This is a genomic window from Mesorhizobium sp. LMG17149 (genome assembly GCF_024518695.1).
In the GTDB taxonomy this organism is placed as follows: domain Bacteria; phylum Pseudomonadota; class Alphaproteobacteria; order Rhizobiales; family Rhizobiaceae; genus Mesorhizobium.
The window spans coordinates 495,850-519,247 of the sequence record NZ_JANIFL010000003.1; the positions used below are offsets into that span (position 1 = coordinate 495,850).

The window sequence follows — 23,398 nt, forward strand, 5'->3', positions numbered from 1 at the left end:
CCTCTGGCCTGCCGGCCATCTCCCCCTCGAGGGGGGAGATTAGCTGCTGCCCGGCTTTCGCCAATCACCGACGTGACAGGAAGAACGGCAGCGTCGAAGCTGCCAATCTCCCCCCTCGAGGGGGAGATGGCCGGCAGGCCAGAGGGGGTCGCCCCATGACGCGCGCCGTCGCCCTAGCGGACATCCGTATCGCCCGTGACCGTATCGCCGGCAAAGTCGAGCGCACGCCAACCGTCTTGTCCCACAGCCTCTCGGAACAGTTCGGCGTCCCCGTTCACCTCAAGCTCGAACACCGGCAGACCACCGGCAGCTTCAAGCTGCGTGGCGCCTCGAACGCCGTCGCCTCGTTGAACGCCGAACAGAAGGCGCGGGGCGTGGTCGCGGCCTCGACCGGCAATCATGGCCGCGCGCTGGCGCATGCGGCGAAGCTTGAGGGCATGCGCGCCGTAATCTGCATGTCGCGCCTGGTACCCGGCAACAAGCTCGACGAGATCCGCCGGCTTGGCGCGGAGGTCCGCATCGTCGGCGACAGCCAGGACGATGCCCAACAGGAGGTCGATCGGCTGGTCGCGCAAGAGGGGCTGATGATGCTGCCGCCCTTCGACCATCCCGACATTATCGCCGGGCAAGGCACGCTCGGGCTTGAGATGATCGAGCAGGTCCCGGATGCCGCCCTCGTTCTGGTCCAGATCTCCGGCGGTGGGCTCGCCTCAGGGGTTGCTACAGCCATCAAAGGCGTCAGCCCCGGCACAAAAATCATCGGTGTCTCGATGGCGCGTGGCGCGGCGATGAAGGCCAGCCTCGATGCGGGCCAGCCGGTGCTGGTGGAAGAATTGCCGACGCTGGCGGATTCGCTCGGCGGCGGCATCGGACTCGACAATCGGCTGACCTTCGCCATGTGCCGCGACCTGCTCGACGATGTCGTCCTGCTCAGTGAAGACGAGATCGCCGCGGGCATCCGCCACACCTATGCGCAGGAGCGCGAGATCGTCGAGGGTGCCGGCGCGGTCGGCATCGCCGCACTGCTGGCCGGCAAGGTCAAGTCGGACGGGCCGGTGGTTGTTCTGCTGTCCGGTCGCAACATCGATATGGACGCGCACCGCACAATCGTTTGCGGCGTAGCGCCATCGCTCAAGGAGCGCGCCGCATGAGCCGGATGACGATCCTCACTGAGAAAGAATTGCGCAAGATCGTGACGCTCGATCTCGGTGCCGTCGCCTGCGTCGAAAACGCCTTCCGTGCGCTTGCCACTCTGCCGGTGGCAATGCCGCCGATCCTGCGGCTAGACATTCCCGAGCATCGCGGCGAAGTCGACGTGAAGACCGCCTATGTGCCTGGCATTGACGGTTTCGCCATCAAGATCAGCCCCGGGTTCTTCGACAATCCGAAGCTCGGCCTGCCGAGCGTCAACGGCATGATGGTGCTGCTGTCAGCCAAGACCGGCCTGGTCGAAGCGCTGCTGCTCGACAACGGCTATCTCACGGATATCCGAACCGCTGCTGCCGGCGCCGTCGCCGCCAAACATCTGTCGCGGCAAGACTCGTCCGTTGCCGCGATCTTCGGCGCGGGCGTACAGGCCGGGCTGCAACTGGAAGCACTCATGCTGGTGCGGCCGATCACCGAGGCGCGCATCTGGGCGCGCGATGCGGCAAAGGCCGAGGCGACAGCCGGAGCCTTGCGCGAAAAGCTCGGCATTCTCGTGCGCGCCGAGCCGGACGCGGCAAACGCGGTCGCCGGCGCCGACATCATCGTCACCACGACGCCTTCAACCGAGCCGCTGATCAAGGCCGGCTTCGTTTCCGCAGGGCAGCACATCACCGCGATGGGATCGGACGCCGAGCACAAGAACGAGATCGCGCCGGCAATCCTGCGCATGGCCGATCTCTATGCCGCTGACAGTGGCCGCCAGACAAAGCGGCTGGGTGAACTGCATCATGCAATCGCGGCGGGCGTGATGGCCGCCGAGGAAGAGGTGACCGAACTCGGCCAGATCATCGCCGGCGCGAAACACGGACGGCGCTCGGCCAGCGACATCACCATCGCCGATCTCACCGGCACTGGCGTCCAGGACACGGCGATCGCCACGCTCGCTCGAGACCGTGCGCGGGTGGCCGGTTCCGGGGCCATCTTCGAAAGCTGATGCTGGCCGCAGGAGCATGATCCGGAAAAGTGGGAACCGGTTTTCTCGGACAAACGGTTTTCCGTTTGTCCAGAGATCACGCTCAAACAAGAACGACGAGTTGGATTCAAAGCTGATACCGGCCGCAAGGCCCAACAAACGAGGACCAAGAACAATGCAACCGAACCTGAGATTCTCGCGCGGCGAATATGCGGATCGCCTCGCCAAGACACGCAAGGCCATGGAGGCCAAGGGCGTCGATCTTCTTGTTGTCAGCGATCCTTCCAACATGGCCTGGTTGACCGGCTATGACGGCTGGTCGTTCTATGTGCACCAGGCGGTTATCGTGCCGCCTTCGGGCGAGCCGGTCTGGTACGGCCGCGGCCAGGACGCCAACGGCGCCAAGCGCACCGCCTATCTCGCGCACGACAATATCGTCGGCTATGCCGATCACTATGTGCAGTCGACCGAGCGCCACCCGATGGATTTTTTGGCCAGCGTGCTTGCGGATCGCGGCTGGGGCAAGCTGACAGTCGGCGTCGAAATGGACAATTACTGGTTCTCGGCGGCCGCCTTTGCGTCGCTGCAGAAGCATTTGCCCAATGCCCGCTTTGTCGATGCCACCGCGCTGGTCAACTGGCAGCGTGCGGTGAAGAGCCCGACCGAGATCGATTATATGCGCAAGGCGGCCCGCATCGTCGAGGCCATGCATCAGCGCATCTTCGACAAGATCGAGGTCGGCATGCGCAAATGCGATCTCGTCGCCGAAATCTATGATGCCGGCACGCGCGGCGTCGACGGTATTGGCGGCGACTATCCGGCGATCGTGCCGCTGCTGCCGTCGGGTGCCGATGCCTCGGCGCCGCATCTGACCTGGGACGACAGACCGATGAAGCGGGGCGAGGGCACTTTCTTCGAGATCGCCGGCTGCTACAACCGCTATCACTGCCCGCTGTCGCGCACCGTCTTCCTAGGCAAGCCGACGCAGGAATTCCTCGATGCCGAGAAGGCGACGCTGGAAGGTATGGAAGCGGGGCTGGCCGCCGCGAAACCCGGCAACGCCTGCGAGGACATCGCCAACGCCTTCTTTGGTGTTCTCAAGCGATACGGTATCGTCAAGGACAACCGCACCGGCTACTCGATCGGCCTGTCCTATCCGCCGGACTGGGGCGAGCGCACGATGAGCCTGCGTCCCGGCGACCGCACCGAGCTCAAGCCCGGCATGACCTTCCATTTCATGACCGGCCTGTGGCTGGAAACGATGGGACTGGAGATCACCGAGTCCATCCTGATCACCGAAACCGGTGTGGAGTGCCTGGCCAATGTGCCGCGCAAGCTGGTGGTGAAGGATTGATGCCGATGTCGAATCTACGTCCATCACCGGTCGCGCCGACCGTCGATTTCGACCGCGACGGCATCCAGCACGGTTTCCTGCGCTTGCCCTACAGCCGCGACGATTCGGCGTGGGGCTCGGTGATGATCCCGATCTGCGTCATCCGCAACGGCAACGGGCCGGCAGCGCTGCTGACCGGCGGCAACCATGGCGACGAGTATGAGGGGCCGCTGGCCCTCTACGATCTCGCCAGCACCCTCGATCCCAAGCAAGTCAGCGGCACGGTGATCATCGTGCCGGCCATGAACTATCCGGCCTTTCGCGCCGGCACGCGCACCTCGCCGATCGACAGGGGCAACATGAACCGCAGCTTTCCCGGCCGGCCGGACGGAACGGTGACCGAGAAGATCGCTGATTATTTCCAGCGTGAGCTGCTTCCCCGCGCCGACATCGTGTTCGACTTCCATTCCGGCGGCAAGACGCTGGACTTCGTGCCGTTCTGCGCCGCGCATACTTTGCCCGACAAGGCGCTGGAACAGAAAGCCTTCGACGCGGTCGCGGCCTTCGCCGCCCCGTTCTCGATGCGCATGATCGAAATCGACGCTGTCGGCATGTATGACACGGCAGCCGAGGAGATGGGCAAGGTCTTCGTCAGCACCGAGCTTGGCGGCGGCGGCACGTCGCGCGCGCAGACCGTGCGGATCGCGCGGCGCGGCATTCTCAACGTACTGCGCCATGCGGGCATTGTAGATGGTGCGGTCGAGAAGACTCGAACCCAGTGGCTCGACATGCCGTCGGGCGATTGTTTCTCCTTCGCCGAAGATGACGGCATGATCGAAACCATGGTCGATCTCGGTGAGCCAGTCGAAGAAGGCTCGGTGCTGGCACGCATTCATTCCACCGGCCGCACCGGCACCGCTCCCCAGGAAATCCGGGCAAAAATGTCGGGCATGCTGGCGGCGCGGCATTTCCCCGGGCTGGTCAAGGCCGGCGACTGCGCGGCGGTGGTGGCTGTGCACGTCTGAGCGATTCCGCCGAGGCTTGCTCCACCCGGTTCGCGTCCATCGTCACTTGCTCTTGGTCCGTTGCGGAGCCTTCGGCGCGGCGGAAAGAAGCAGCATAGCGAGCGGAGTCGACATTGCAGGAGGATGTCACTATATAGCGGCGGCTTCGACCTGCGCGCCCGAGGGCAGCACCTCGAAGCAACTGTGAATGTGTAGTGTGTTGCGCCATCTATTGTGACGGAAATCGGCTCGGAAACCGGAAAAAAGCAAATAGAAACAGTGGCGCAGCGCTGGGCGTGACCCAGCCAACGGTACCGACCCCTCCAGAATCAGAAAATGCTCTTGACCCTTCGATTTCCTATGGCTCTGTGGACCTTGGACGGCATTGGCTTGCCGGACGACCGCGACTCGGCTGGAATGGGGACATGCATCCTTTGCGGGATGTCGACGTTTGTGATTACCAACCGGCTTTGCCGCCAGGGAACAGCAGTATGAGTGAACACGCCATCGAATTCTTGCGGGGATGGATCGGCGAAAAGGTCCATTGCCAGTCCTCCCAGGCAAGGATCGACAAGCAGGCCGAAACCCTGGCCAAGGAGTGCGCCGCCGAGGCGGCCGAGGTCGGCATTCCGCTGGAGGATATCCAGGAAGAAGTCGGCGATATCCAGGAACTTATCGCATCCCGGCTTGAGGAAGCGGCCGAGGCCGAGGAAAGCCAGCAGGCCCCCGGAAAAGCCGCGGAATGATCAAAGCCGCGGAATGATCGCATAGTGGCGACGTGTTCCAGCGCGGGCTTGTGGTCCGCGTTTGTGTCTTCAGCCAAACTTCTCCTTCAGCCACGCCTTCGGCAGCGCCGGCACGAAATTTCCGTCGCGTCCGGTCATATCGTCATTGGCAACCAGCGCGTTGAGGATTGCTTCCTCCACGGTCTGGATCACTGCATCGAAAAACGGATCGATATCGGTGTCCGGAATAAAATCGGCGCTGGCGATGCGGCCGGATGGCGCCAGCGCTGCGCTCGCATTGGCGGTCGAGAAGGCGATAAAAATGTCGCCTGAACTGTGATAGCCGAAGCCGCCGGTCAAGGCGACGCCAAGCGGCACCCGTCGGGCCAGCCGCTTCATCTGATGCGGCAGGAACGGTGCGTCGGTGGCGATGACGGCGATGATCGAGCCTTTCTCGGCACGCGGTGTGCCTTCGCGGACAGCCGGTTCGACGAGTTCCGGCCCGGCGCGCAGGCCGCGAATGGCAATATTGCGCCGTTTGCCAAAGTTGGACTGCACGAAGGCGCCGACCGTATAGGCACGGCCGTGCCATTCGACGATGCGCGATGCCGTGCCGGAGCCGGCCTTGAAGCCGAAGGTGATCATGCCGGTGCCGCCGCCGACGCTGCCTTCCTCGATAGGCCCGCCGGCGGCACCGTCGAGAGCCTGCGCAACATGCTCTGACGTCAAATGGTGGCCGTTGATGTCGTTGAGGAAGCCGTCATAGGTCTCCGCCGCCACCGGCAGCCCCCAGCCGCTGTCGAGCGCTGCCGGCAGCACGCTTTGCATCCAGCGCAGCGTGCCGTCGCGGGAAACACCGCAGGAATGCGTGTTGGTGATGGTGATCGGGAAGTTGAAAGCGCCGGTTTCCTCGACGATGTGCGAGCCGGTCAGTTCGCCGTTTCCGTTCTGGCTGAAAATGCCGGCGAAGACCGGCGTGGCGAGGTCGGCGAGCGGCCTGGGCAGGATCGCGGTCACGCCGGTGCGCACCGGTCCCTCGCCGACGACAAGCGCGCCATCGCCCGAAATCAGCGTCGCATAGCCGACCGTCACGCCGGGCACATCGGTGATCGCGTTAAACGGTCCGGGCCGCCCATCGAAGCCGATGCCGAAATTTCGCGCGCGCGGTTTGCCCGAGGGTGTTGTCAGATGATGCGGATTGTCGGTCATGGTCTCAGAACAGGGATCCCTGATTGCCCGGCTCCTTGGCCTTGGCCGCCGGCTTGGCCACGGCTTTCGGTTTTGCCGTGCCGGTGATCGCCACCGCATCGGCGATGCCGTCGGCGAACTCGAGCGAAAGCGCCATTCCCGACGCCACCTCGGCAGCCTGCTTGATCACCGCGCCATCCGCATCCCTCACCAGCGCAAAGCCGCGCGCCAGGACGGCCTTGTGCGACAGCGACGCCATCAACCTGTCGGCCTGGACGACGCGGCCGCGCAGGCGCTCCAGCCTGAGCACCACTGCTTGCGTGCCGCGTCTTGTCAAAGCTGTCAGCAAATCCCTCTGCACGCGTTGCCGCCGTGCCGTCGGCTCGATCGTGATGCGGCCTTGCAGCATGGCCAGTTGCTGCTTGTGCCGCTGCAGCGATGCCCTGGCACATTTTGGCAATTGATCGGCCGCTCGGTTAAGCTCCGCACGCCGGGCTCTTGCCAACGCGCGCAGTGCCCCTTGTGCTCGCAAAAGATTGCGTTCGTTGGTGCGCCGCGCCTCGGCAATGCGCTGCGACAGCATTGCCGGTGTCAGCTTTACGGCAAAAAACCTTGCACGCTTGCGTTCGGTGGAGACCAACAGGCCCCGGCCGAGCCTGGATGTCGCCTCGTCGAGGCGTCGCCGCGGCAGCGCCAGCAATTGATCGGGCGAGGGCAAAGCCCTGGCGGCGGCACGGGCGGCCTGCCGCTTGCGTTCGAAATTGCGCAGGACCGCCGCTTTCAGCCGCGCACCGAGGCTGGCAAGCGTTGCTTCGAGATCGGCCTTCACCGGCACGGCGATTTCGGCTGCACCCGTCGGTGTCGGCGCCCGCACGTCGGCAACGAGGTCGATCAGCGTCCAGTCGGTCTCGTGGCCGACAGCCGAGATCACCGGAATGCCGGAAGCGGCAACCGCGCGGGCGAGCACCTCGTCGTTGAAGCCCCAGAGGTCTTCGAGGCTGCCGCCGCCACGCGCCACGATCAACAGATCGGGACGCTGGACGGCGCCATCCCATGCCAGCGCGTTGAAGCCGTTGACCGCGGCGGCCACTTCGGCGCCTGACGTCTCGCCCTGAACACGCACCGGCCAGACCAGGATGTGCAGCGGAAAGCGGTCCTTGATGCGGTGGATGATGTCTCGGATGACGGACCCTGTCGGCGAGGTAACGACGCCGATGACGCGCGGCATGAATGGCAGCAACCGCTTGCGACCGGCATCGAACAGCCCCTCGGCCTGTAGGCGCCGCTTGCGCTCCTCCAGCAGCGCCATCAGGGCGCCGGCGCCGGCAGGCTCCAGATTGTCGATGACGATCTGGTAGTTGGATTTGCCGGGATAGGTGGTGAGCTTGCCGGTGGCGATCACCTCCATGCCCTCTTCGGGACGGAATTTCAGCCGGCTCATCGTGCCTTTCCAGACCACGGCGTCGAGACGGGCACGGTCGTCCTTCAACGCGAAATAAGCATGACCGGACGAATGCGGTCCTCGGTAGCCTGATATTTCGCCACGCACCCGCACATTGCCGAAAACGTCCTCGACCGTGCGCTTCAGCGCGCCGGAAATCTCGCTCACCGTGTATTCGGCGGCGTTGGTGCGTGATTCGGATGCTGCTTCGCTCATCGGTCGATTGGGGAACGGTTGGGCGCCCGCGTCAAGGCGGTTGCGTCGGGCCAGCCGTTCATAACCCGCATACCTGACCTTGCCTACCAGCCGGGCAGAATCTGGTTCGGCTTGGTTCGCCGCAGCTTGGTGAAGGCGAGTGCCGCGAAATCGAATGTCCCGGGATCTTCACCGACCGGCACGGAGATATTGTCCAGGCTTTCCGAAATATGGCGGGCGAGCGCATCGACGATCTCCGGCCGCGACGTCTGGCCGCGCATGATGCCGATGCGGCAATCGGGCAGGGCGCCGAAGCCGTCGGCTTCGCCCAGCACCCGCATGCCGGGCCGCAGCGCGCATTCCGGCAGCACCGAGATCGCGAGGCCCGAAAGCACCGCGGCGGTGATGACGGTGGCCGAGAAACTGGTGAACAGGATGCGATAGTCGCGATTCTGCTGGTCGAGCACATCGACGGCGGCGCGCCGCCAGATGCAGTTCGGCCGGCCGAAGGCCATCGGCAGCGTTTCCTGCTCATGCGTCGCATGGTTGGCCGAGGTGACCCACAGCAGCGGTTCGCGCCGCACCACCTCCGACTGGCCGCGTACGTCGTTGTGAGTCACCAGCGCGAGGTCGAGATTGCCGCGCTTGATATGCTCGACCAGCCCCGGTGTCGGCTCGCAGATGACGGTCAGTTCGACGCGCGGATTGGAGCGCGTGAACCGCGCCATGATCTCGGGCAGGAAACGGTCGGCATAGTCGTCGGGCGTGCCGATGCGGATCGTGCCTTCGAGCCGCCGGTCGTCGAAGGCAGCCAGCGTCTCACGGTTGAGATAGAGCAGCCGCCGCGCATAGGAAAGCAGCTTGTCGCCTTCCTCGGTCAATCTGTTGGTGCGCCCGTCTTTTTCGAACAGCGGCTTGCCGAGCCGCTCCTCCAGCCGACGCATCTGCATCGAAACCGCCGACTGGGTCCGGTGCACCTCTTCGGCCGCCCTGGTGAAGCTGCCGGTATCGGCGATCGAGATGAAGGTCTGCAACTGATCGAGATCGAGCGGCGATTTCATCGACATGATCCATCACTGGTGTTGATGGCAAAGATTAGAAACATTCGTTGGATTAATCAATCGGCCGATGGCAAATTGGCATTGTCCACATGAAGGCATGTGAATCGAAGCCGGAACGGCCGCTGTCGCCAGCGCCGATCGCCTGGTTTTGTCCGTTCGAGTCTGAAGGAGACCGACAATGACCACGTTTGATTTCGCCACCGAGACCTCGCGCATCACCTCGCGTCCGGCCGTTGCGACGCGCGTGGCCAACACCGTCTCCAACGTCTACCGCGCCTGGAAAAATCGCCGCGCCTTCTATCGTCTTGGCGAGATGTCGGACGCCGAACTCGCCGATATCGGCCTGACGCGCGGCGACCTGCACGTCGCCATCGACGTGCCGTTTGGCCGCGACCCGACGGCGATGCTGCGCGAAATCGCCAGCGATCGCATCGAAACGATCGAGGACATCGCTCGCAAGGTGGCCTGATCTGATGCTTGTTGTTTAGGTTGCCGCGAACCTTTTCGGGGTTCGACGCGACTGACGAGTATGCAGGCTCCCACTCCCTGCCGGATCCCCCCGGCCCGCCTGCACTCTGCCCGGTCCTCCCAGGACCGGGCTTTTCCTTTGGCTGTCAGGCGAATGCCAGCTTTCGCGATAGCCTTGGTATCGATCTGCCGAGCTCATGCGCGGCCTCTATCCAGGCTGCTATGGCGTCCTGGACATTGGCGATGGCCTCTTCGGGGGTGTCACCGTCACTCACGCAGCCTGGCAGATCAGGCACCAAAGCCGAAAAACCGCCTCCATCCTCTGCAGAAAGTGGCGCAATGACGACCGGATATTCAAGTCTGTCCATCATGGCCCTTTGCCTCGTCGATAAATGCCACGAGCTTTCGATTATCTTCGGTCCATATCCCGCTTGAACTGGTCGAAGATCGTCTCCACGCCCCTCTGGTAGTCGTCACGCTGCTGGGCGCCGGTCTCGAACATCTTGCCGAACAGATCGTCGAACGGATTTTTCGGCCTGCCGCTCGGATCGGCCTGTGGCTGCGGTGCCTGACGCTGCTGTGGGGGCGCTTGAGGCTGTTGCGGCGCCGGCTGTCCGCCAGGGATGCCGCCTAAGCCACCGCCACCTTGCCGCAGCATCTCCTCGAAGATTTTCCCCAGCGGATTGTCTCCGTAGGGGCTTTGTGTCTGCTGCGGCTGCGCCCGCCCTTGCGGCTGCGGCTGAGGCGCGCCACCGCCGAACATGTCCTGCAGCACCTTGCCAAGTGGATTTTCGCCGTAGGGATTGGGCTGCGGCTGCGGCTGGCTTTGCGGCTGTGGCTGAGGCGCACCGCCGCCGAACATGTCCTGCAATACCTTGCCGAGCGGGTTGTCCATCGGGTTCTGGGGTGCCGGCGCCTGGCGCGGCTGCGGCGCCGGGGCCTGCATGCCGCCGCCTTGCCGCATCATCTGCTCGATGATCTCGCCCAGCGGATTGTTGCCGCCGCCGCCAAAACCGCCGGCGGCCTGCATCTGATTTGTCGTCTGCTTGAACAGCCCGCCCATGACCATCGAGGCGATGGCCGGCAGCATCTGCTGCAGGATCTGCTGATTGACGCCGCTGGCTTGCGCCGCCTGGCTGGCCACGGCGCGCGACAGGTCTTTCGAGCCGAACAGGTGCCCGAGAATGCCGTTGCCCTCATCGACGCCTTGCGGCGAGAAGGCCCGGGTTGCGTCCTCGAAATACTTGGCGTGCTGGCCGCTGGCCATCGCCGTCATGAAGGCGCCGAGCCCGTAAGGGTCGGCTGTGTTGCGCTGCAGCCCCTGCGAAAAGGCCGGCAGCAATGCGGCGACCGCGGCTTGCGTCTGCTGCATCGAAAGCCCGTACTGCTGGGCAAGGGCCTGCATGCCGTTGCCGTTCTGGGCCTGTGTCAGCATGTCGAACAAGGAAGGCATTGGTCTCTCCTCCGGAAATCCTCGCCGAAGAAGCCTAGTTTGTTTCCACTTCCGATTGAAGCGACTTTTGCCGGCCGGTCAGCTTTGCCAGATCCGAGGGTTAATAGGCGTATTCCATGAAAACCGGCTCGATCGAGCCGCCCCAGCGCGTGTGGTAGGCCGACAGCATCTCCTCGGCGCTGGTTGTGCCGCGCGCCACGACCTCGTCGAGCGTGTTGAGGAACGAGGTCTCGTCATAACCGTCGCGGTTCTTCTTGCCACGGTTCTTCAGGCCCATGCGGGAAATGACCATCACGTCACGCGCGATCTCGCGCAGCGTGGTGTTGCGGAACGGTGCGGAAATGCCTTGTTCCGGCACGGCGTTGCGCATCGCCAGCGTTTCTTCATACGTCCAGCTCGACGTCAACGCCTCGGCGGCATCGAGTGCGGCTTCATCATAGAGCAGCCCGACCCAGAACGCAGGCAGCGCGCAGATGCGTCGCCATGGCCCGCCATCGGCGCCGCGCATCTCAAGGAAGCGCTTCAGCCGCACGTCCGGGAACAGCGTCGACAGATGGTTCGCCCAGTCGCCCATTGTCGGCAGCCCGTCCGGCACCTGATTGCGCGCGGCACCGGCCATGAACTGACGGAAGGTGATGTGCGTCATGTCGTGATAGTGGCCGTCGCGGATGACGAAATACATCGGCACGTCGAGCGCCCATTCGACATAGTCGGCGAAACCGAAATCGGGCGAGAAGCAGAATTCGAGCAGGCCCGAGCGCTGGTTGTCGGTGTCGCGCCAGATATCGCCGCGCCAGCTCTGCAAGCCGTTCGGGTGGCTTTCGGTGAAAGGCGAATTGGCGAACAATGCCGTCGACAGCGGCTGCAGCTTCAACGACACCTGCATCTTGCGGCGCATGTCGGCCTCGCTCTCGAAGTCGAGATTCACCTGGATCGTGCAGGTGCGGTACATCATGTCGAGGCCCTTGGTGCCGACCTTGGGCATGTAGCGCGTCATGATCTCATAGCGCGATTTCGGCATTTTCGGCGTCTCGGCCAGCGACCATTTCGGGCTGCCGCCGAGGCCGAGGAAACGGATGCCCATCGGCTCGGCGATCTCGCGCACCTGCGCCAGATGGGCGTTGCCCTCGCGGCAGGTCTGGTGGATCGTTTCCAGCGGTGCGCCGGAAAGCTCGAACTGGCCGCCGGGTTCCAGCGAAATCGCACCCTGACCGGTCGGCTCGACCAGGCCGATGATGCGGCCGTCATCGACGATCGGATCCCAGCCGAGCTTTGACTGCATGCCTTCGAGAATGGCGCGGATGCCGCGCTCGCCGCCATAGGGGACCGGTGCATTGCCGTCGACATAGAAGGGGAATTTCTCGTGCTCGGTGCCGATGCGCCATTTGTCGCGCGGCTTGTTGCCTTCGGCCAGATGCTCGACGAGTTCGTCGACACCTTCGATCGGGCGGAAATCGGTCGTATCGCGCGCCATGATGGTACCCTCAGAGGCGGCCGGATGACCGCCGGCGGTAAATGGACGAAATGTCAGCAGACGATCAAGCGAAAAATCCTGAGCCACAGGTCAACAGGAATTGAACGTTGCTGGAACTCTGCATCCCTTGCAAGGGATGACGTCTCACCAGTCTCCGACAGTTGCCTGCATCACCGCGAGCGCGGCCACCGCCGCGGTGTCGGCGCGCAGGATACGCGGGCCGAGCGGAATGGCGGTGACGAAGGGCAGGGCGCGCAGCATCTTGCGCTCGTCGTCGGAAAAACCGCCCTCCGGCCCGACCAGCAGCCCAAGCTTCTTTTCCTTGACCGCCTGCAGCGCGGCCAGCGGATTGTTGGTCGAAGCATCCTCATCGCAGAAGATCAGCCGTCGCTCTGTGTCCCAACCGGTCAGCAGGCGGTCGAATTTTTCGGCTTCGCGCACCTGAGGCACCGCCAGGATGCCGCATTGTTCGGCGGCTTCGACGACATTGGCGCGCAGGCGATCGATCGACGGCTTGGCCACTTGCGTGTGCTGGGTGATGACCGGCTGCAGGATGCCGGCGCCCATCTCGACCGCCTTCTGCACGAGATAGTCGAGCCGGCCCTGCTTCAGTGGCGCAAAGCAGTAGACGAGATCAGGCAGCGGCGGCTGCGGCCGCTGCAACGCTGACACCTTCAGCCGCACCGCCCTTTTCGTCTTCGCTGATATGGCCGCTGACCACTCCCCGTCGCGGCCATTGAACACCAGGATTTCGGCGCCTTCGCCAAACCGCAGCACATGCAGGAGATAGTGGCTCTGCTGTTGGCCAGCGTCGAACTCGACATCCGGCGCGAGATCGTCGGGCACGAACAGACGTTGCATCTTGTAATTGGCGCGCATCGCCGAGGAATGAGCGAGCCGGCCGCCGGCGTCAAGCCTCGGCGGTAGGATGCCACACCGGCCGAAAGCCATGCCGCAGCACGGCGAGCGTCGTGGCCGGCGTCAGCAGCGACAGTGTCTTGCCTTTGAGCAGGCCGAAATCTGCGGGTGGGCCATATCCCGCAAACGACCAGCGCAGCGTCTTGCCCCTACGCAGGGCATAAACAGTGCGACCATCCGCAACCATGGCGCCGTCCGGCAGGCCGGCAAGGTCTTCAACAGCAATCCCTGGCGGCCTGCCGCCCGAGGCCAGCCGCTCCTTGTGCAGCCGCTTGTCGACCATCGGCGCGCGCGGTTCGGCAATGCCGAACGCGTCGCCGAAGCGGCCGACGAAATCCCTGGCCCGTTCGCGCTGGCAAAAGAAGCAGGGGCGATGCCCGGCCGCCAATGCCGTCACCTCGTCGAGGAAGAACAGTTCTGTCCAGCCCGCTTTGCCGCCCTTCCGGTTGCGGCCCATCGGTTCGCGCCGCACATCGCGGAATTGGCGGACGCAGATGATCCAGGCCGGAAGCGCCCAGCGCTTCTTCTTGAGCGTCTTGGTCTCGGGATCGTGGATGATGCCGCGATTGCCGGTGAACATGCCGCGATCGGGCACAGCGTGGATGGTACCGAACGGATCGACCCGGTTCTGCAGTGGCATAGTTTTCTCTCCGGACACGCATCTTGGCTGCAATGCGAGCGGCATGATATCGCTCCTCGCATCTTTTCATGTCAGCAGGGTTTTGTGATGCGGGTGCTGGTGGTGCAGAACTACGACAATACCGGCCTCGGCCAGGTCGGCGCAGCACTTGCGGAAGCGGGTGCCGATCTCGACCTGCGTCTCCCTTACAAAGGCGATCCCCTGCCGGATGACGCGGCCGGGCATGATGCCATGATCGTGCTCGGCGGCGGCCAGAACGCGCTGGCCGACGATGAGTACCCCTATTTCCCGGCACTGCTCGAACTGACCCGCGACTTTGCCGACAAGGATCGCGCCGTGCTCGGCATCTGCCTGGGCAGCCAACTCGTCGCCCGTGCCTTCGGCGGCGAAAACCGCATCGGCGGCGCCAATGAGTTCGGCTGGCACGGCGTATCGCTGACGGCGGACGCCAAGGGCGATCCGGTGCTGGGCGCGCTGCCGGAGAAATTCCCGATCTTCCAGTGGCATGACGACACCTTCGTGCTGCCTGAGGCCGCCGTGCGGCTTGCCGGCAACGATGTCGCCGAGAACCAGGCATTTCGCGTCGGCCGCGCCGTCTACGGCTTCCAGTTCCATTTCGAGGCCGACCGGCCGATGGTCGAGGACTGGAGCACGTCGTTTGCCCCGACCATTGCCGCGCGCCATCCCGACTGGGCCGGCAAGCTCGATGGCGAAATGGCGCGCAACGGGCCCGATGCGGATGCCGCTGGCCTCGCCATTGCCCGTGCCTGGGTAGCAACCATCTGAGTGTTGGCCTCTCCGTACCCTCCAGCGTCACATAATTGGCACGCGGCGGTGAAACCGCCTGGGGAAAACCGTTTCATTCTTGGCTTATGTCCGCCCGCCATCCTAGAAGGCGCGCGCTCTGCATCTTCTGTGCAACGGCTATGAACCTTTTGTGTGACCCGCGCGACACACCGTTGATACAGAACATGCCTAGAAGCGCAAAATCGTCGAAACTTTGAAGCGAATTCTCGGTTTCAACGCATTGGTAACCGCCTGGTGCACAGATGCAGAAAGCTCAACAAGAGATGACCTCCGTGAAAGCAGCGCTTCTGTCCTTTGCCATGTTGTCCGCCATCGTGCTGTGCGGTCTCGGCATCTATGCCGCCGACGCAGCCAACAACCACAACGCCGTCGACGGTTACGGCGTCACCGCCTCTCTGCGCTAAAAGCGGGAAGCGTCTTTCGCGTCCTCCGACGCGCGACGCTCAAGCTTCCTTGATCGTCATTGTCAGGATGCGTTTGTCCGCGCCGTCGACGACGAGCGCGCTCAGCATGCCTGATTGCCAGGCAAGCGTGTCGACGTTGACGCGGTTGGCCATCACTTCCGCCTCCGGCACCGGCGTGTGGCCGTGCACCACGATCTTCGGATAGAGGTCGGGGTGGTTATGGAAGACGTCGCGGATCCAGATCAGATCCTGCGGGCTTTGTTTTCCTAGAGGAGTGCCCGGCCTGATGCCGGCATGGCAGAAGAAGAAGTCCCCGAAAGTCACGGAGAACGGCAGCGAACGCAGGAAGTCGATGTGGCTTTGCGGCACGGCCTCGACCAGGGCCTGATGTCCTCTGCGCACGGCCGATTCGGCCTTGCCGAACCATAAGCTTGTGCCTTCACTGATCGCCACGCCGTAAGACTGTGCCGTTTGGATGCCGCCGAACCGGATGAAAAGTCCTTCCGGGTCAGGGGTCTTGAGAAAGTCGAGAAAGCCGATGTCGTGGTTGCCGGTCAGCATCAGGTGACGAGGGTCGCGCTCTTGCGCCTCGATCAGGAAATCGATGACGCCCTTCGAGTCCGGCCCGCGGTCGACATAGTCGCCAAGATGGATGACGCGCCAGTCGGCAGGTGGGGCCTGCTCGATCTCGGCCCTGATGCGCCGATGCATGGCGGCCAGCAGGTCGAGCCGGCCGTGGACGTCGCCGATCGCGTAAAGACGCACACCTTCCGGCCCATGCGCGTCGAGAAAATGGATGCCGGGTTCTGCCAATTTTTCGGTGTCTCCGTGGTCGTGCGGTCACGGGCTTAGCGCCGGAGCTGGTCCTTGCCCATGTCGGTGACAAGACGCTTTCCGCACAGCGCCAGCGTGATGTCCATCTCCTTGCGGATGATTTCCAACGCCTTGGTAACCCCTTCCTTGCCAAGCGCCCCCAGGCCGTAAAGAAATGGCCGGCCGATATAGGTTCCCTTGGCACCTAGGCAAAGCGCCTTCAGGACATCCTGGCCGGAGCGGATGCCGCCATCCATATGCACTTCGATCGTGTCACCGACCGCGTCGGCAATCTCTTCCAGAACGCCGATCGACGACGACGCACCATCGAGCTGGCGCCCGCCATGGTTGGAAACGATGATCGCGTCGGCGCCGGTCTTGGCCGCCATCAGCGCGTCCTCCTTGTCGAGAATGCCCTTGAGGATCAGCTTGCCGCCCCAGCGCTCCTTGATCCAGGCGACGTCCTTCCACGACAGATGCGGGTCGAACTGCTCCGTCGTCCACGATGCCAGCGAGGCCATGTTGCCGACACCCTTGGCGTGGCCGACAATGTTGCGGAAGGTCCGCCGCTTCGTGCCGGCCATGGCGGCGCACCAGTGCGGGCGGATGGCCATGTCGATGATGTTCGTCAGCGTCAGCTTGGGTGGCGCCGAAAGCCCGTTGCGGATGTCCTTGTGGCGCTGACCGAGAATCTGCAGGTCGAGCGTCAGCACGAGCGCCGAGCATTTCGCCGCCTTTGCCCTGTCGATCAGGTTGAGCACGAACTCCTTGTCACGCAGCACATAGAGCTGAAACCAGAACGGCTTCGTGGTTACCGAGGCGACATCCTCGATGGAGCAGATGCTCATCGTCGACAAGGTGAACGGCACGCCGAATTCCTCCGCCGCCTGAGCCGCCAGCATCTCGCCATTGGCGTGCTGCATGCCGGTCATGCCGGTTGGCGCCAATGCCACCGGCATCGACACTTTTTCGCCGATCATCGTCGATGCCAGCGAACGGTTGTCCATATCGACGAGCACGCGCTGGCGGAACTTGATCTTCTGGAAATCCTCTTCGTTGGCCCGATACGTGCTTTCGGTCCACGAACCGGAATCGGCATAGTCGAAGAACATCTTCGGCACGCGCCGGCGGGCGAGGTCCTTGAGGTCGGCGATGGTCAGGATCTGGCTCATGGGCTTCCCGTTTCGATAGCTAGGAGCGTTTGCGTGCAGGTTCGGTATCGGTGGCTTCGACCCGCTGCTTCAGCCTCAGTCGCGAAACGCGCTGCCAGTCGCCGCTGCGCTCGGCTTCCGCCATCGACCGTTCGACATAGGTGATGTGGTCCATCGCCGCTTGCCGGGCAGCATCCGGATCGCCGGCCTTCACCGCCGCATGGATCGCGCGGTGCTGCGCGAGCAGGGCGTCGCGCGCGCCGGGCACGCTGAACACCAGCAGCCGGTTCTGGAACACGCCCTCCGACAACAGCCGGTAACAGGAACGCAACGTGTGCAAAAGGATGATGTTGTGCGCGCATTCGCAGATCGCGTGGTGGAACTCGACATCGATCTCGGCCTCGTCGTCGAAGTCGCCGGTCCGGTGCGCATCGTCCATACGTGCCATGATCTTGTCGAGCAGCGCCATGTCGTCCGCAGTGGCGCGCCGTGCCGCGTATTCAGCCGCGACCCCTTCGATCTCGCGGCGATATTCCAGATAATCGGTCACTGCCTTGCGGTGCATCGAGATCAGGTCTGTCACCGGTTTGGTGAAGAGCTGGCCGATGACATCGGCGACATGCGTGCCGCCGCCGGGCCTTGTCGTCAAAAGGCCGCGTCCTTCCAGTGACTTCAGCGCATCACGCAGGATCGGCCGGGATACGTCGAACTGGCGTGCAAGCTCGCGCTCGCCCGGCAGCCGGTCGCCGGTGCGCAGCACGCCTTCGAGGATGAGGCTCTCGATTTGCTGCACCACCTCGTCGGCGGTGCGCGAATGCTCGATCCTGGAAAAAATGTCGCGCAACAGAATGCCTGGAAGGTGAACCGGTGTCGTAGAATAGAGCTTGCCTCGCCAACTGGTCAAATTATTTATCCAATTGACAAAAGCGGGCCGATTTCCCGCCCGATGCCATCATCTTCGGCTAACTTGCTGTTTGCGTCATCAGGCCATTGGCACTAGAGGGACGCGCGTGCAAGAGGGTTCAAGGAAACCCAGGGAACAAGCCGTGTCAGACGACCCGTCCGATCTCGAATTCCAGCCGCGCGCCAAGGGCAGCGTCATGGGCTTTCCTGCGCATGAGGGCCGGCCTGGCGCACTCGGCGAGGTTCATGCCCGGCCGCACCCGTTGATCGAAAAGCCACGCGTCCTGATGCAACTCGCCTTCATGACCGAGGGGGGCTCGGGCGTCGACCACGCGGTGCTTTCCGAACTGTCGCGGCGCCTCGGCGTCGCCGCGCCCGACCGCCAGGCCCGCCATCATGCCATGAAATGGGGCAAGGGCTCGCTGCGCTGGGAGCGGCACACCGAATTCTCGACCTATTTGTGGGAAGGGCCGCTTTCCGAGAGCGGCAGGGCGCAGGAGGACTCCCCCTTCGGCAACGGGTTTTCGCCGCCGGGAACCTGCATCTCCGGCATCAGGCTCGAAATCCGCAAATGGACGCAAGCGAGCGAGCAGCTGATAGCCGGTTTCGATCCGACCAGCCTGTGCTACTCGCTGGTCGAGCGCGGAAACGCCGCCATCGTCACCGATTTTCGCCAGGATGGCGATGGCCTGACGCGCATGCTGCTGCTCGATCGCGGCTTGACCTCGGCGCGTACCGGCGCGTTGTCGCAGCGGCTTATCGACATCGAAACCTATCGGACGCTGGCCATGCTCGGCCTGCCGCTGGCGTTGACCTTGTCCGGCCGTGCCCGCCGCATCGAAGACCGGCTGGCGCAGACCACGCTTGAGATGAAGGTCGCCGGGACTCGCGACAGCCAGACCTTGCTGGCCGATCTGACCGAACTTGCGGCGGAGTTGGAGGCGGACGCGGCGTCGAGCCTTTACCGTTTCGGCGCCAGCCGTGCCTATGACGGCATCGTCGGCGAACGGCTGGAGGCGCTCGAGGAAGAGGCTGTGCCCGGCTATGACACATGGCGCGGGTTCCTGCAGCGCCGGGTGGCGCCCGCAATGCGCACCTGCCGCTCGGTCGAGGAGCGGCAGGAAAATCTGTCGCGAAAACTGACCCGCGCCACGACGCTGCTGCGCACCTGGGTTGATGTCGAGGTCGAGAAACAGAACCGCGACCTGCTTGCCTCGATGAACAATCGCGCCCGCCTGCAACTGCGCCTGCAGCAGACCGTCGAGGGGCTCTCGGTCGCCGCCGTCTCCTATTATGTGGTCGGCCTTGTCGGCTATGTCGCCAAGGGTGCCTCGATCTTCGGCCATGCCTTCGCACCGGAGATCACTACCGCGGCTTCGGTGCCTGTCGCCATCCTGCTGGTCTGGTGGGGCGTACGCCGCGTGCGCCGGATGCACTCCGAGCCCGGCAAGCCGCCCGGCGAATAGATCTGCTCACCCTCCCCCTTGTGGGGAGGGTCGGCTCATGATCGCAGCGAAGCGAAGATCGTGAGACGGGGTGGGGGTCCTCGTAGAGCGCCGCGCGGGGGAGGGTGAGACAGCGGCAGATTGCCGCTGCGGAAGCTTGCCCCAGCCTTGATGCCGGATTCCCAACCACCGCAGGATTTGCACCCAACGCGCTTCACTGGTAAAAGATTTTGACCAGTCAAGCGAAATGAGGCTGCTGATGTCCGGCCTGGCCATGCCGAAACCAGACGACGCCACGATGCGCCGGCGCGACGAGATCGTCGCCGACATGCGCATCATCGTGCCGGGTGAGGGCGTCGTCGACGCCGCCAATTCCATGCGCGCCTTCGAGAGCGACGGCCTGACCGCCTATCGGCAGCTGCCGCTGGTTGTTGTTCTGCCGCAAACCGTGGCGCAGGTGTCGCGCGTGCTGAAATACTGCAACGATCGCAACATCCGCGTCGTGCCGCGCGGCTCCGGCACCTCGCTATCGGGCGGCGCGCTGCCGCTCGAGGACGCCGTGCTTTTGGTGATGAGCCGCTTCAACCGTATCCTCGAGATCGATTTCCCCAATCGCGTTGTCGTTGCCCAGCCGGGCGTCACCAATCTCGGCATCACCACCGCCGTCGAGCAGCAGGGCTTTTACTACGCCCCCGATCCATCCTCCCAGATCGCCTGCTCGATCGGCGGCAATGTCGCCGAAAATTCCGGCGGCGTGCACTGCCTGAAATATGGCCTCACCGCCAACAATGTGCTCGGCATCGAGATGGTGCTGATGAATGGCGAAGTGGTACGGCTCGGCGGCAGTCACCTCGATGCGGAAGGTTATGACTTGCTCGGCGTCATGACGGGTTCGGAAGGGCTGCTTGGCGTCGTCACCGAGGTCACCGTGCGCATCCTGAAGAAACCGGAGACGGCTCGCGCACTGCTGATCGGCTTCCCGACCAGTGAGCAGGGCGGCCAGTGCGTCGCCGACATCATCGGCGCCGGCATCATTCCGGGCGGCATGGAGATGATGGACCGGCCGGCGATCCACGCCGCCGAGGATTTCGTCCATGCCGGCTATCCCCTGGATGTCGAAGCGCTGCTGATCGTCGAGCTCGACGGGCCGGGCGTCGAGGTCGATCATCTGATCGGCCTTGTCGAGGCCATCGCCTACAAGAACGGCTCGACCACCTGCCGCATTTCGCAGTCCGAACATGAACGGCTGAGCTTCTGGGCCGGCCGCAAGGCGGCGTTTCCGGCCGTCGGCCGCATCTCGCCCGACTACTACTGCATGGACGGCACCATCCCGCGCAAGGAGCTGCCGCGCGTGCTCGCCGGCATGCGCGAGCTGTCGGAAAAATACGGTCTCGGCGTCGCCAATGTCTTTCACGCCGGCGACGGCAATCTGCATCCGCTGATCCTCTACGATGCCAACGTACCGGGCGAACTCGACAAGGCCGAAAGCTTCGGCGCCGACATATTGCGGCTCTGCGTCAAGGTCGGCGGCGTGTTGACCGGCGAACACGGTGTGGGCGTGGAAAAACGCGACCTGATGCCGGAAATGTTCACGCAGATCGATCTCGACCAGCAGATGCGCGTCAAATGCGCCTTCGATCCCAACCATCTGCTCAACCCGGGAAAAGTGTTCCCGCAGCTGCGGCGATGCGCCGAACTCGGCCGCATGCACATTTCCGGCGGCAAGCTGCCGTTTCCGGACATTCCGAGGTTTTGAGGGATATGTCGGCGCTTGAACACCCCCCTCTGTCCTGCCGGACATCTCCCCCTCAAGGGGGGAGATTGGCAGCTCGCGCGCCTCGCCCTTTTGTCACCATTGGAGATTGGCGAAGCCATATGCGACATCCGATCTCTCCCCTTGAGGGGGAGATGTCCGGCAGGACAGAGGGGGGCGCCAAGGAACTCAGCATATCCGAACTCGCGTCTGGCATAGAATTCGCCCCCTCTCCGTCTCGGGCTTTGCCCGAGCCACCTCTCCCCCGCTTTGCGGGGGCGAGGAACCCATGCCCGAGTGAGGTTTGAGTTGCTGTTCAAACAATCCTTGCTGGACAAGATCGCGCGCAATGAAGTGACGCTCGCTTTTCGGCGCTGGAAGCGGCCGACCGTCAAGGCCGGCGGGTGGGTCAGAACGGCGTCAGGTGCGGTTAGGATCGGGGACATCTCGATCGCGAGCGGCTCCGAATTGACGGAGAAAGACGCGACCGCAGCCGGCTTTCCGTCCCGAGGAGCCCTTCAGGAGATGCTTGGCCCCGATGACGGTACCCCGGTCTATCGCATCGAGCTCAAAGGCATCGAGCCCGACGAACGCGTTGGCCTGCGCGGCGACGCCGTGCTTTCCGATGAGGACTGGCATGCCTTGACCCAGCGTTTTGCGTGCTGGGACAAAACGGCACCCGGCTACTTCCCGTCGATCCTGCAGGCGATCGGCGCCCATCCGGAAGTGCCGGCTGCTGTCCTTGCCGACAAGGCCGGTGTCGAAAAGCTGAAGTTCAAGCAGGATGTCCGCAAGCTTGGGGAACTCGGACTCACCGAGAGTCTCCAGATCGGTTATCGGCTGTCGCCACGGGGCGAAGCCGTGCTCGAAAGGCTTCGGGAGCACAGGCTTTGACTACTTTCACCCCAACCACGTCAGACGAAGTTCTCTCCACCGTCGCCTGGGCAGCGGCGGAAGGCTCGCCGCTGGAAATCCTCGGCCACGGCTCCAAGCGTGGCGTCGGCCGGCCACTGCAAACCGAACACACGCTCGACCTGTCGAAACTCTCTGGCGTCACGCTCTATGAACCGGCTGAACTGGTGCTGTCGGCCAAGGCAGGCACACCGCTGGCCGAGATCGAAAAGCTGCTGGCGGAAGACGGCCAGCAACTCGCTTTCGAGCCGATGGATTACGGTCCGCTGTTTGGTGGCGAACCGGGCAAGGGCACCATCGGCGGCGTGCTCGCCGCGAACCTCTCCGGTCCGCGCCGGCTCAAGGCGGGCGCGGCGCGCGATCATGTCCTGGGCATCAATGTGGTGTCCGGTCGTGGCGAAGCCTTCAAGTCGGGCGGCCGCGTGGTCAAGAACGTCACCGGCTATGACATGTCCAAGCTGATGGCCAACAGCTGGGGCACGCTGGCTGTGTTCACCGACGTCACCTTCAAGGTGCTGCCGGCAGCCGAGGCTGAAGTCACGCTCGCCATTCGTGGCCTGCTCGACGATGCGGCAGCAAGCGCCATGGCCCTGGCGCTTGGCTCGAGTGCTGAAGTGTCGAGTGCCGCCCATCTGCCCGAGCGGATCGCCGCGCGTGTCGCCGGCGGCAGTCTCGGCAGTGAGGCCGCGACGCTGCTGCGTGTCGAAGGCTTCGGCCCGTCCGTCGCCTACCGCATCGCCGCGCTGAAAACGCTGCTCGGCAAGGCTGGGCCGCTGCAGGAGATTGCCGGTGACGCTTCACGGCTGATCTGGCGCGATGTACGCGATTGCAGGCCCTTCGCCGACAACAGCGAGAAACCGGTCTGGCGTGTCTCGATGACGCCGGGACAGTGCCACCAGATGGTCCTGACGCTGCGCATGCAGGCCGCCGTCAGCGCCTACTATGACTGGCAGGGCGGGCTGGTGTGGCTGCGCATGGAACAAGGCGATCCGGAAGCCGCCCTGCTGCGCGGGCTGTTGAGGAAACATGGCGGCGGCCATGCGACGCTGGTGCGTGCCGCACCTTCGCATCGCGCCGCTCTGCCGGTGTTCGAGCCGCAGCCGCCGGCGCTGGCAGCACTCAGCCAGCGGCTGAAGCAGGAATTCGACCCAAAGAACATCCTCAATCCCGGCCGCATGGCCTAGGACATTA

Annotated in this window: 23 protein-coding genes; 12 read left to right on the forward strand and 11 right to left on the reverse strand. The window is 63.9% G+C overall.

Features of this window, described 5'->3' with window-relative positions:
• Positions 1 to 155 precede the first annotated feature (155 nt).
• The 5 genes from eutB to NP945_RS08550 all read left to right on the forward strand — a co-directional run bounded on the left by eutB (position 156) and on the right by NP945_RS08550 (position 5,202).
• Complete coding sequence (eutB, locus tag NP945_RS08530) at positions 156 to 1,151, forward strand: hydroxyectoine utilization dehydratase EutB (RefSeq protein ID WP_256746105.1); 996 nt, start codon at positions 156 to 158, stop codon at positions 1,149 to 1,151.
• Positions 1,148 to 2,140 (forward strand): ectoine utilization protein EutC, encoded by a 993-nt coding sequence (gene eutC / locus NP945_RS08535; protein ID WP_256746106.1) that lies wholly within the window; start codon positions 1,148 to 1,150, stop codon positions 2,138 to 2,140. Before eutB ends, eutC begins: the two co-directional genes overlap by 4 nt.
• A 154-nt stretch (positions 2,141 to 2,294) precedes the next feature.
• On the forward strand, positions 2,295 to 3,473 hold the full coding sequence (doeA, locus tag NP945_RS08540; RefSeq protein ID WP_127330033.1) for an ectoine hydrolase DoeA: 1,179 nt from the start codon (positions 2,295 to 2,297) through the stop codon (positions 3,471 to 3,473).
• Complete coding sequence (gene doeB / locus NP945_RS08545) at positions 3,473 to 4,477, forward strand: N(2)-acetyl-L-2,4-diaminobutanoate deacetylase DoeB (protein ID WP_256746107.1); 1,005 nt, start codon at positions 3,473 to 3,475, stop codon at positions 4,475 to 4,477. The genes doeA and doeB overlap by 1 nt, the downstream gene beginning before the upstream one ends.
• Before the next feature lie 404 nt (positions 4,478 to 4,881).
• Positions 4,882 to 5,202, forward strand: coding sequence for a hypothetical protein (locus tag NP945_RS08550; protein WP_245466428.1), 321 nt, complete (start codon positions 4,882 to 4,884; stop codon positions 5,200 to 5,202).
• A gap of 69 nt (positions 5,203 to 5,271) precedes the next feature.
• On the opposite strand, the gene NP945_RS08555 is transcribed toward NP945_RS08550, so the two are convergent.
• The 3 genes from NP945_RS08555 to NP945_RS08565 form a co-directional block, all read right to left on the reverse strand.
• Positions 5,272 to 6,390: a P1 family peptidase gene (locus NP945_RS08555; protein ID WP_256746108.1), complete on the reverse strand. Its 1,119-nt coding sequence runs from the start codon at positions 6,388 to 6,390 to the stop codon at positions 5,272 to 5,274.
• Positions 6,391 to 6,394: 4 nt separating this feature from the next.
• Positions 6,395 to 8,026, reverse strand: coding sequence for an exodeoxyribonuclease VII large subunit (xseA, locus tag NP945_RS08560; protein WP_256746109.1), 1,632 nt, complete (start codon positions 8,024 to 8,026; stop codon positions 6,395 to 6,397).
• Between the two features lie 83 nt (positions 8,027 to 8,109).
• Positions 8,110 to 9,066 carry a LysR substrate-binding domain-containing protein gene (locus NP945_RS08565; protein WP_063170125.1) on the reverse strand — a complete coding sequence of 319 codons (957 nt, stop codon included), beginning with the start codon at positions 9,064 to 9,066 and terminating at the stop codon, positions 8,110 to 8,112.
• A gap of 178 nt (positions 9,067 to 9,244) precedes the next feature.
• Between NP945_RS08565 and NP945_RS08570 the strand changes: the two genes are divergently transcribed.
• A complete protein-coding gene (locus NP945_RS08570; protein WP_127382518.1) occupies positions 9,245 to 9,535 on the forward strand; it encodes a DUF1127 domain-containing protein in 291 nt (96 codons plus the stop codon).
• 145 nt (positions 9,536 to 9,680) lie between these two features.
• On the opposite strand, the gene NP945_RS08575 is transcribed toward NP945_RS08570, so the two are convergent.
• From NP945_RS08575 to NP945_RS08595, 5 genes are all read right to left on the reverse strand, one after another.
• Positions 9,681 to 9,905, reverse strand: coding sequence for a type II toxin-antitoxin system HicB family antitoxin (locus tag NP945_RS08575; RefSeq protein WP_256746110.1), 225 nt, complete (start codon positions 9,903 to 9,905; stop codon positions 9,681 to 9,683).
• 38 nt (positions 9,906 to 9,943) lie between these two features.
• Positions 9,944 to 10,987: a DUF937 domain-containing protein gene (locus tag NP945_RS08580; protein ID WP_256746111.1), complete on the reverse strand. Its 1,044-nt coding sequence runs from the start codon at positions 10,985 to 10,987 to the stop codon at positions 9,944 to 9,946.
• Positions 10,988 to 11,087: 100 nt separating this feature from the next.
• The gene (locus tag NP945_RS08585; RefSeq protein ID WP_127330045.1) at positions 11,088 to 12,461 is read right to left on the reverse strand and encodes a glutamate--cysteine ligase; all 1,374 of its coding nucleotides are present in this window, start codon (positions 12,459 to 12,461) and stop codon (positions 11,088 to 11,090) included.
• A gap of 144 nt (positions 12,462 to 12,605) precedes the next feature.
• Positions 12,606 to 13,340: a 16S rRNA (uracil(1498)-N(3))-methyltransferase gene (locus NP945_RS08590; RefSeq protein WP_256746112.1), complete on the reverse strand. Its 735-nt coding sequence runs from the start codon at positions 13,338 to 13,340 to the stop codon at positions 12,606 to 12,608.
• Between the two features lie 31 nt (positions 13,341 to 13,371).
• Positions 13,372 to 14,019 carry a hypothetical protein gene (locus NP945_RS08595; protein WP_256746113.1) on the reverse strand — a complete coding sequence of 216 codons (648 nt, stop codon included), beginning with the start codon at positions 14,017 to 14,019 and terminating at the stop codon, positions 13,372 to 13,374.
• An 87-nt stretch (positions 14,020 to 14,106) separates the two neighbouring features.
• Here NP945_RS08595 and NP945_RS08600 point away from each other — a divergent pair, with 87 nt between their 5' ends.
• On the forward strand, positions 14,107 to 14,805 hold the full coding sequence (locus NP945_RS08600) for a type 1 glutamine amidotransferase (protein WP_127267708.1): 699 nt from the start codon (positions 14,107 to 14,109) through the stop codon (positions 14,803 to 14,805).
• Positions 14,806 to 15,098: 293 nt separating this feature from the next.
• A complete protein-coding gene (locus NP945_RS08605) occupies positions 15,099 to 15,230 on the forward strand; it encodes a hypothetical protein (protein WP_013893872.1) in 132 nt (43 codons plus the stop codon).
• A gap of 39 nt (positions 15,231 to 15,269) precedes the next feature.
• Here the strand turns inward: NP945_RS08605 and NP945_RS08610 are convergent, their stop codons facing one another.
• From NP945_RS08610 to NP945_RS08620, 3 genes are read right to left on the reverse strand one after another with little or no spacing between them, the layout of a single operon-like run.
• The gene (locus NP945_RS08610; protein ID WP_127382525.1) at positions 15,270 to 16,043 is read right to left on the reverse strand and encodes a metallophosphoesterase; all 774 of its coding nucleotides are present in this window, start codon (positions 16,041 to 16,043) and stop codon (positions 15,270 to 15,272) included.
• Between the two features lie 35 nt (positions 16,044 to 16,078).
• Entirely contained in the window at positions 16,079 to 17,215 is a 1,137-nt protein-coding gene (locus NP945_RS08615; RefSeq protein ID WP_127382526.1) for an alpha-hydroxy acid oxidase, read from the reverse strand.
• A 19-nt stretch (positions 17,216 to 17,234) separates the two neighbouring features.
• Positions 17,235 to 18,038 carry a FadR/GntR family transcriptional regulator gene (locus NP945_RS08620; protein WP_256746156.1) on the reverse strand — a complete coding sequence of 268 codons (804 nt, stop codon included), beginning with the start codon at positions 18,036 to 18,038 and terminating at the stop codon, positions 17,235 to 17,237.
• 202 nt (positions 18,039 to 18,240) lie between these two features.
• Here NP945_RS08620 and NP945_RS08625 point away from each other — a divergent pair, with 202 nt between their 5' ends.
• The 4 genes from NP945_RS08625 (at position 18,241) to glcE (ending at position 23,391) form a co-directional block, all read left to right on the forward strand.
• Positions 18,241 to 19,563, forward strand: a complete 1,323-nt coding sequence (locus NP945_RS08625) for a DUF3422 family protein (protein WP_256746114.1) — start codon at positions 18,241 to 18,243, stop codon at positions 19,561 to 19,563.
• A gap of 238 nt (positions 19,564 to 19,801) precedes the next feature.
• Positions 19,802 to 21,298 carry an FAD-linked oxidase C-terminal domain-containing protein gene (locus tag NP945_RS08630; protein WP_256746115.1) on the forward strand — a complete coding sequence of 499 codons (1,497 nt, stop codon included), beginning with the start codon at positions 19,802 to 19,804 and terminating at the stop codon, positions 21,296 to 21,298.
• Between the two features lie 294 nt (positions 21,299 to 21,592).
• Positions 21,593 to 22,189 (forward strand): ASCH domain-containing protein, encoded by a 597-nt coding sequence (locus NP945_RS08635; protein WP_256746116.1) that lies wholly within the window; start codon positions 21,593 to 21,595, stop codon positions 22,187 to 22,189.
• On the forward strand, positions 22,186 to 23,391 hold the full coding sequence (gene glcE / locus NP945_RS08640) for a glycolate oxidase subunit GlcE (protein ID WP_256746117.1): 1,206 nt from the start codon (positions 22,186 to 22,188) through the stop codon (positions 23,389 to 23,391). The genes NP945_RS08635 and glcE overlap by 4 nt, the downstream gene beginning before the upstream one ends.
• The last annotated feature ends 7 nt before the right edge of the window (positions 23,392 to 23,398 follow it).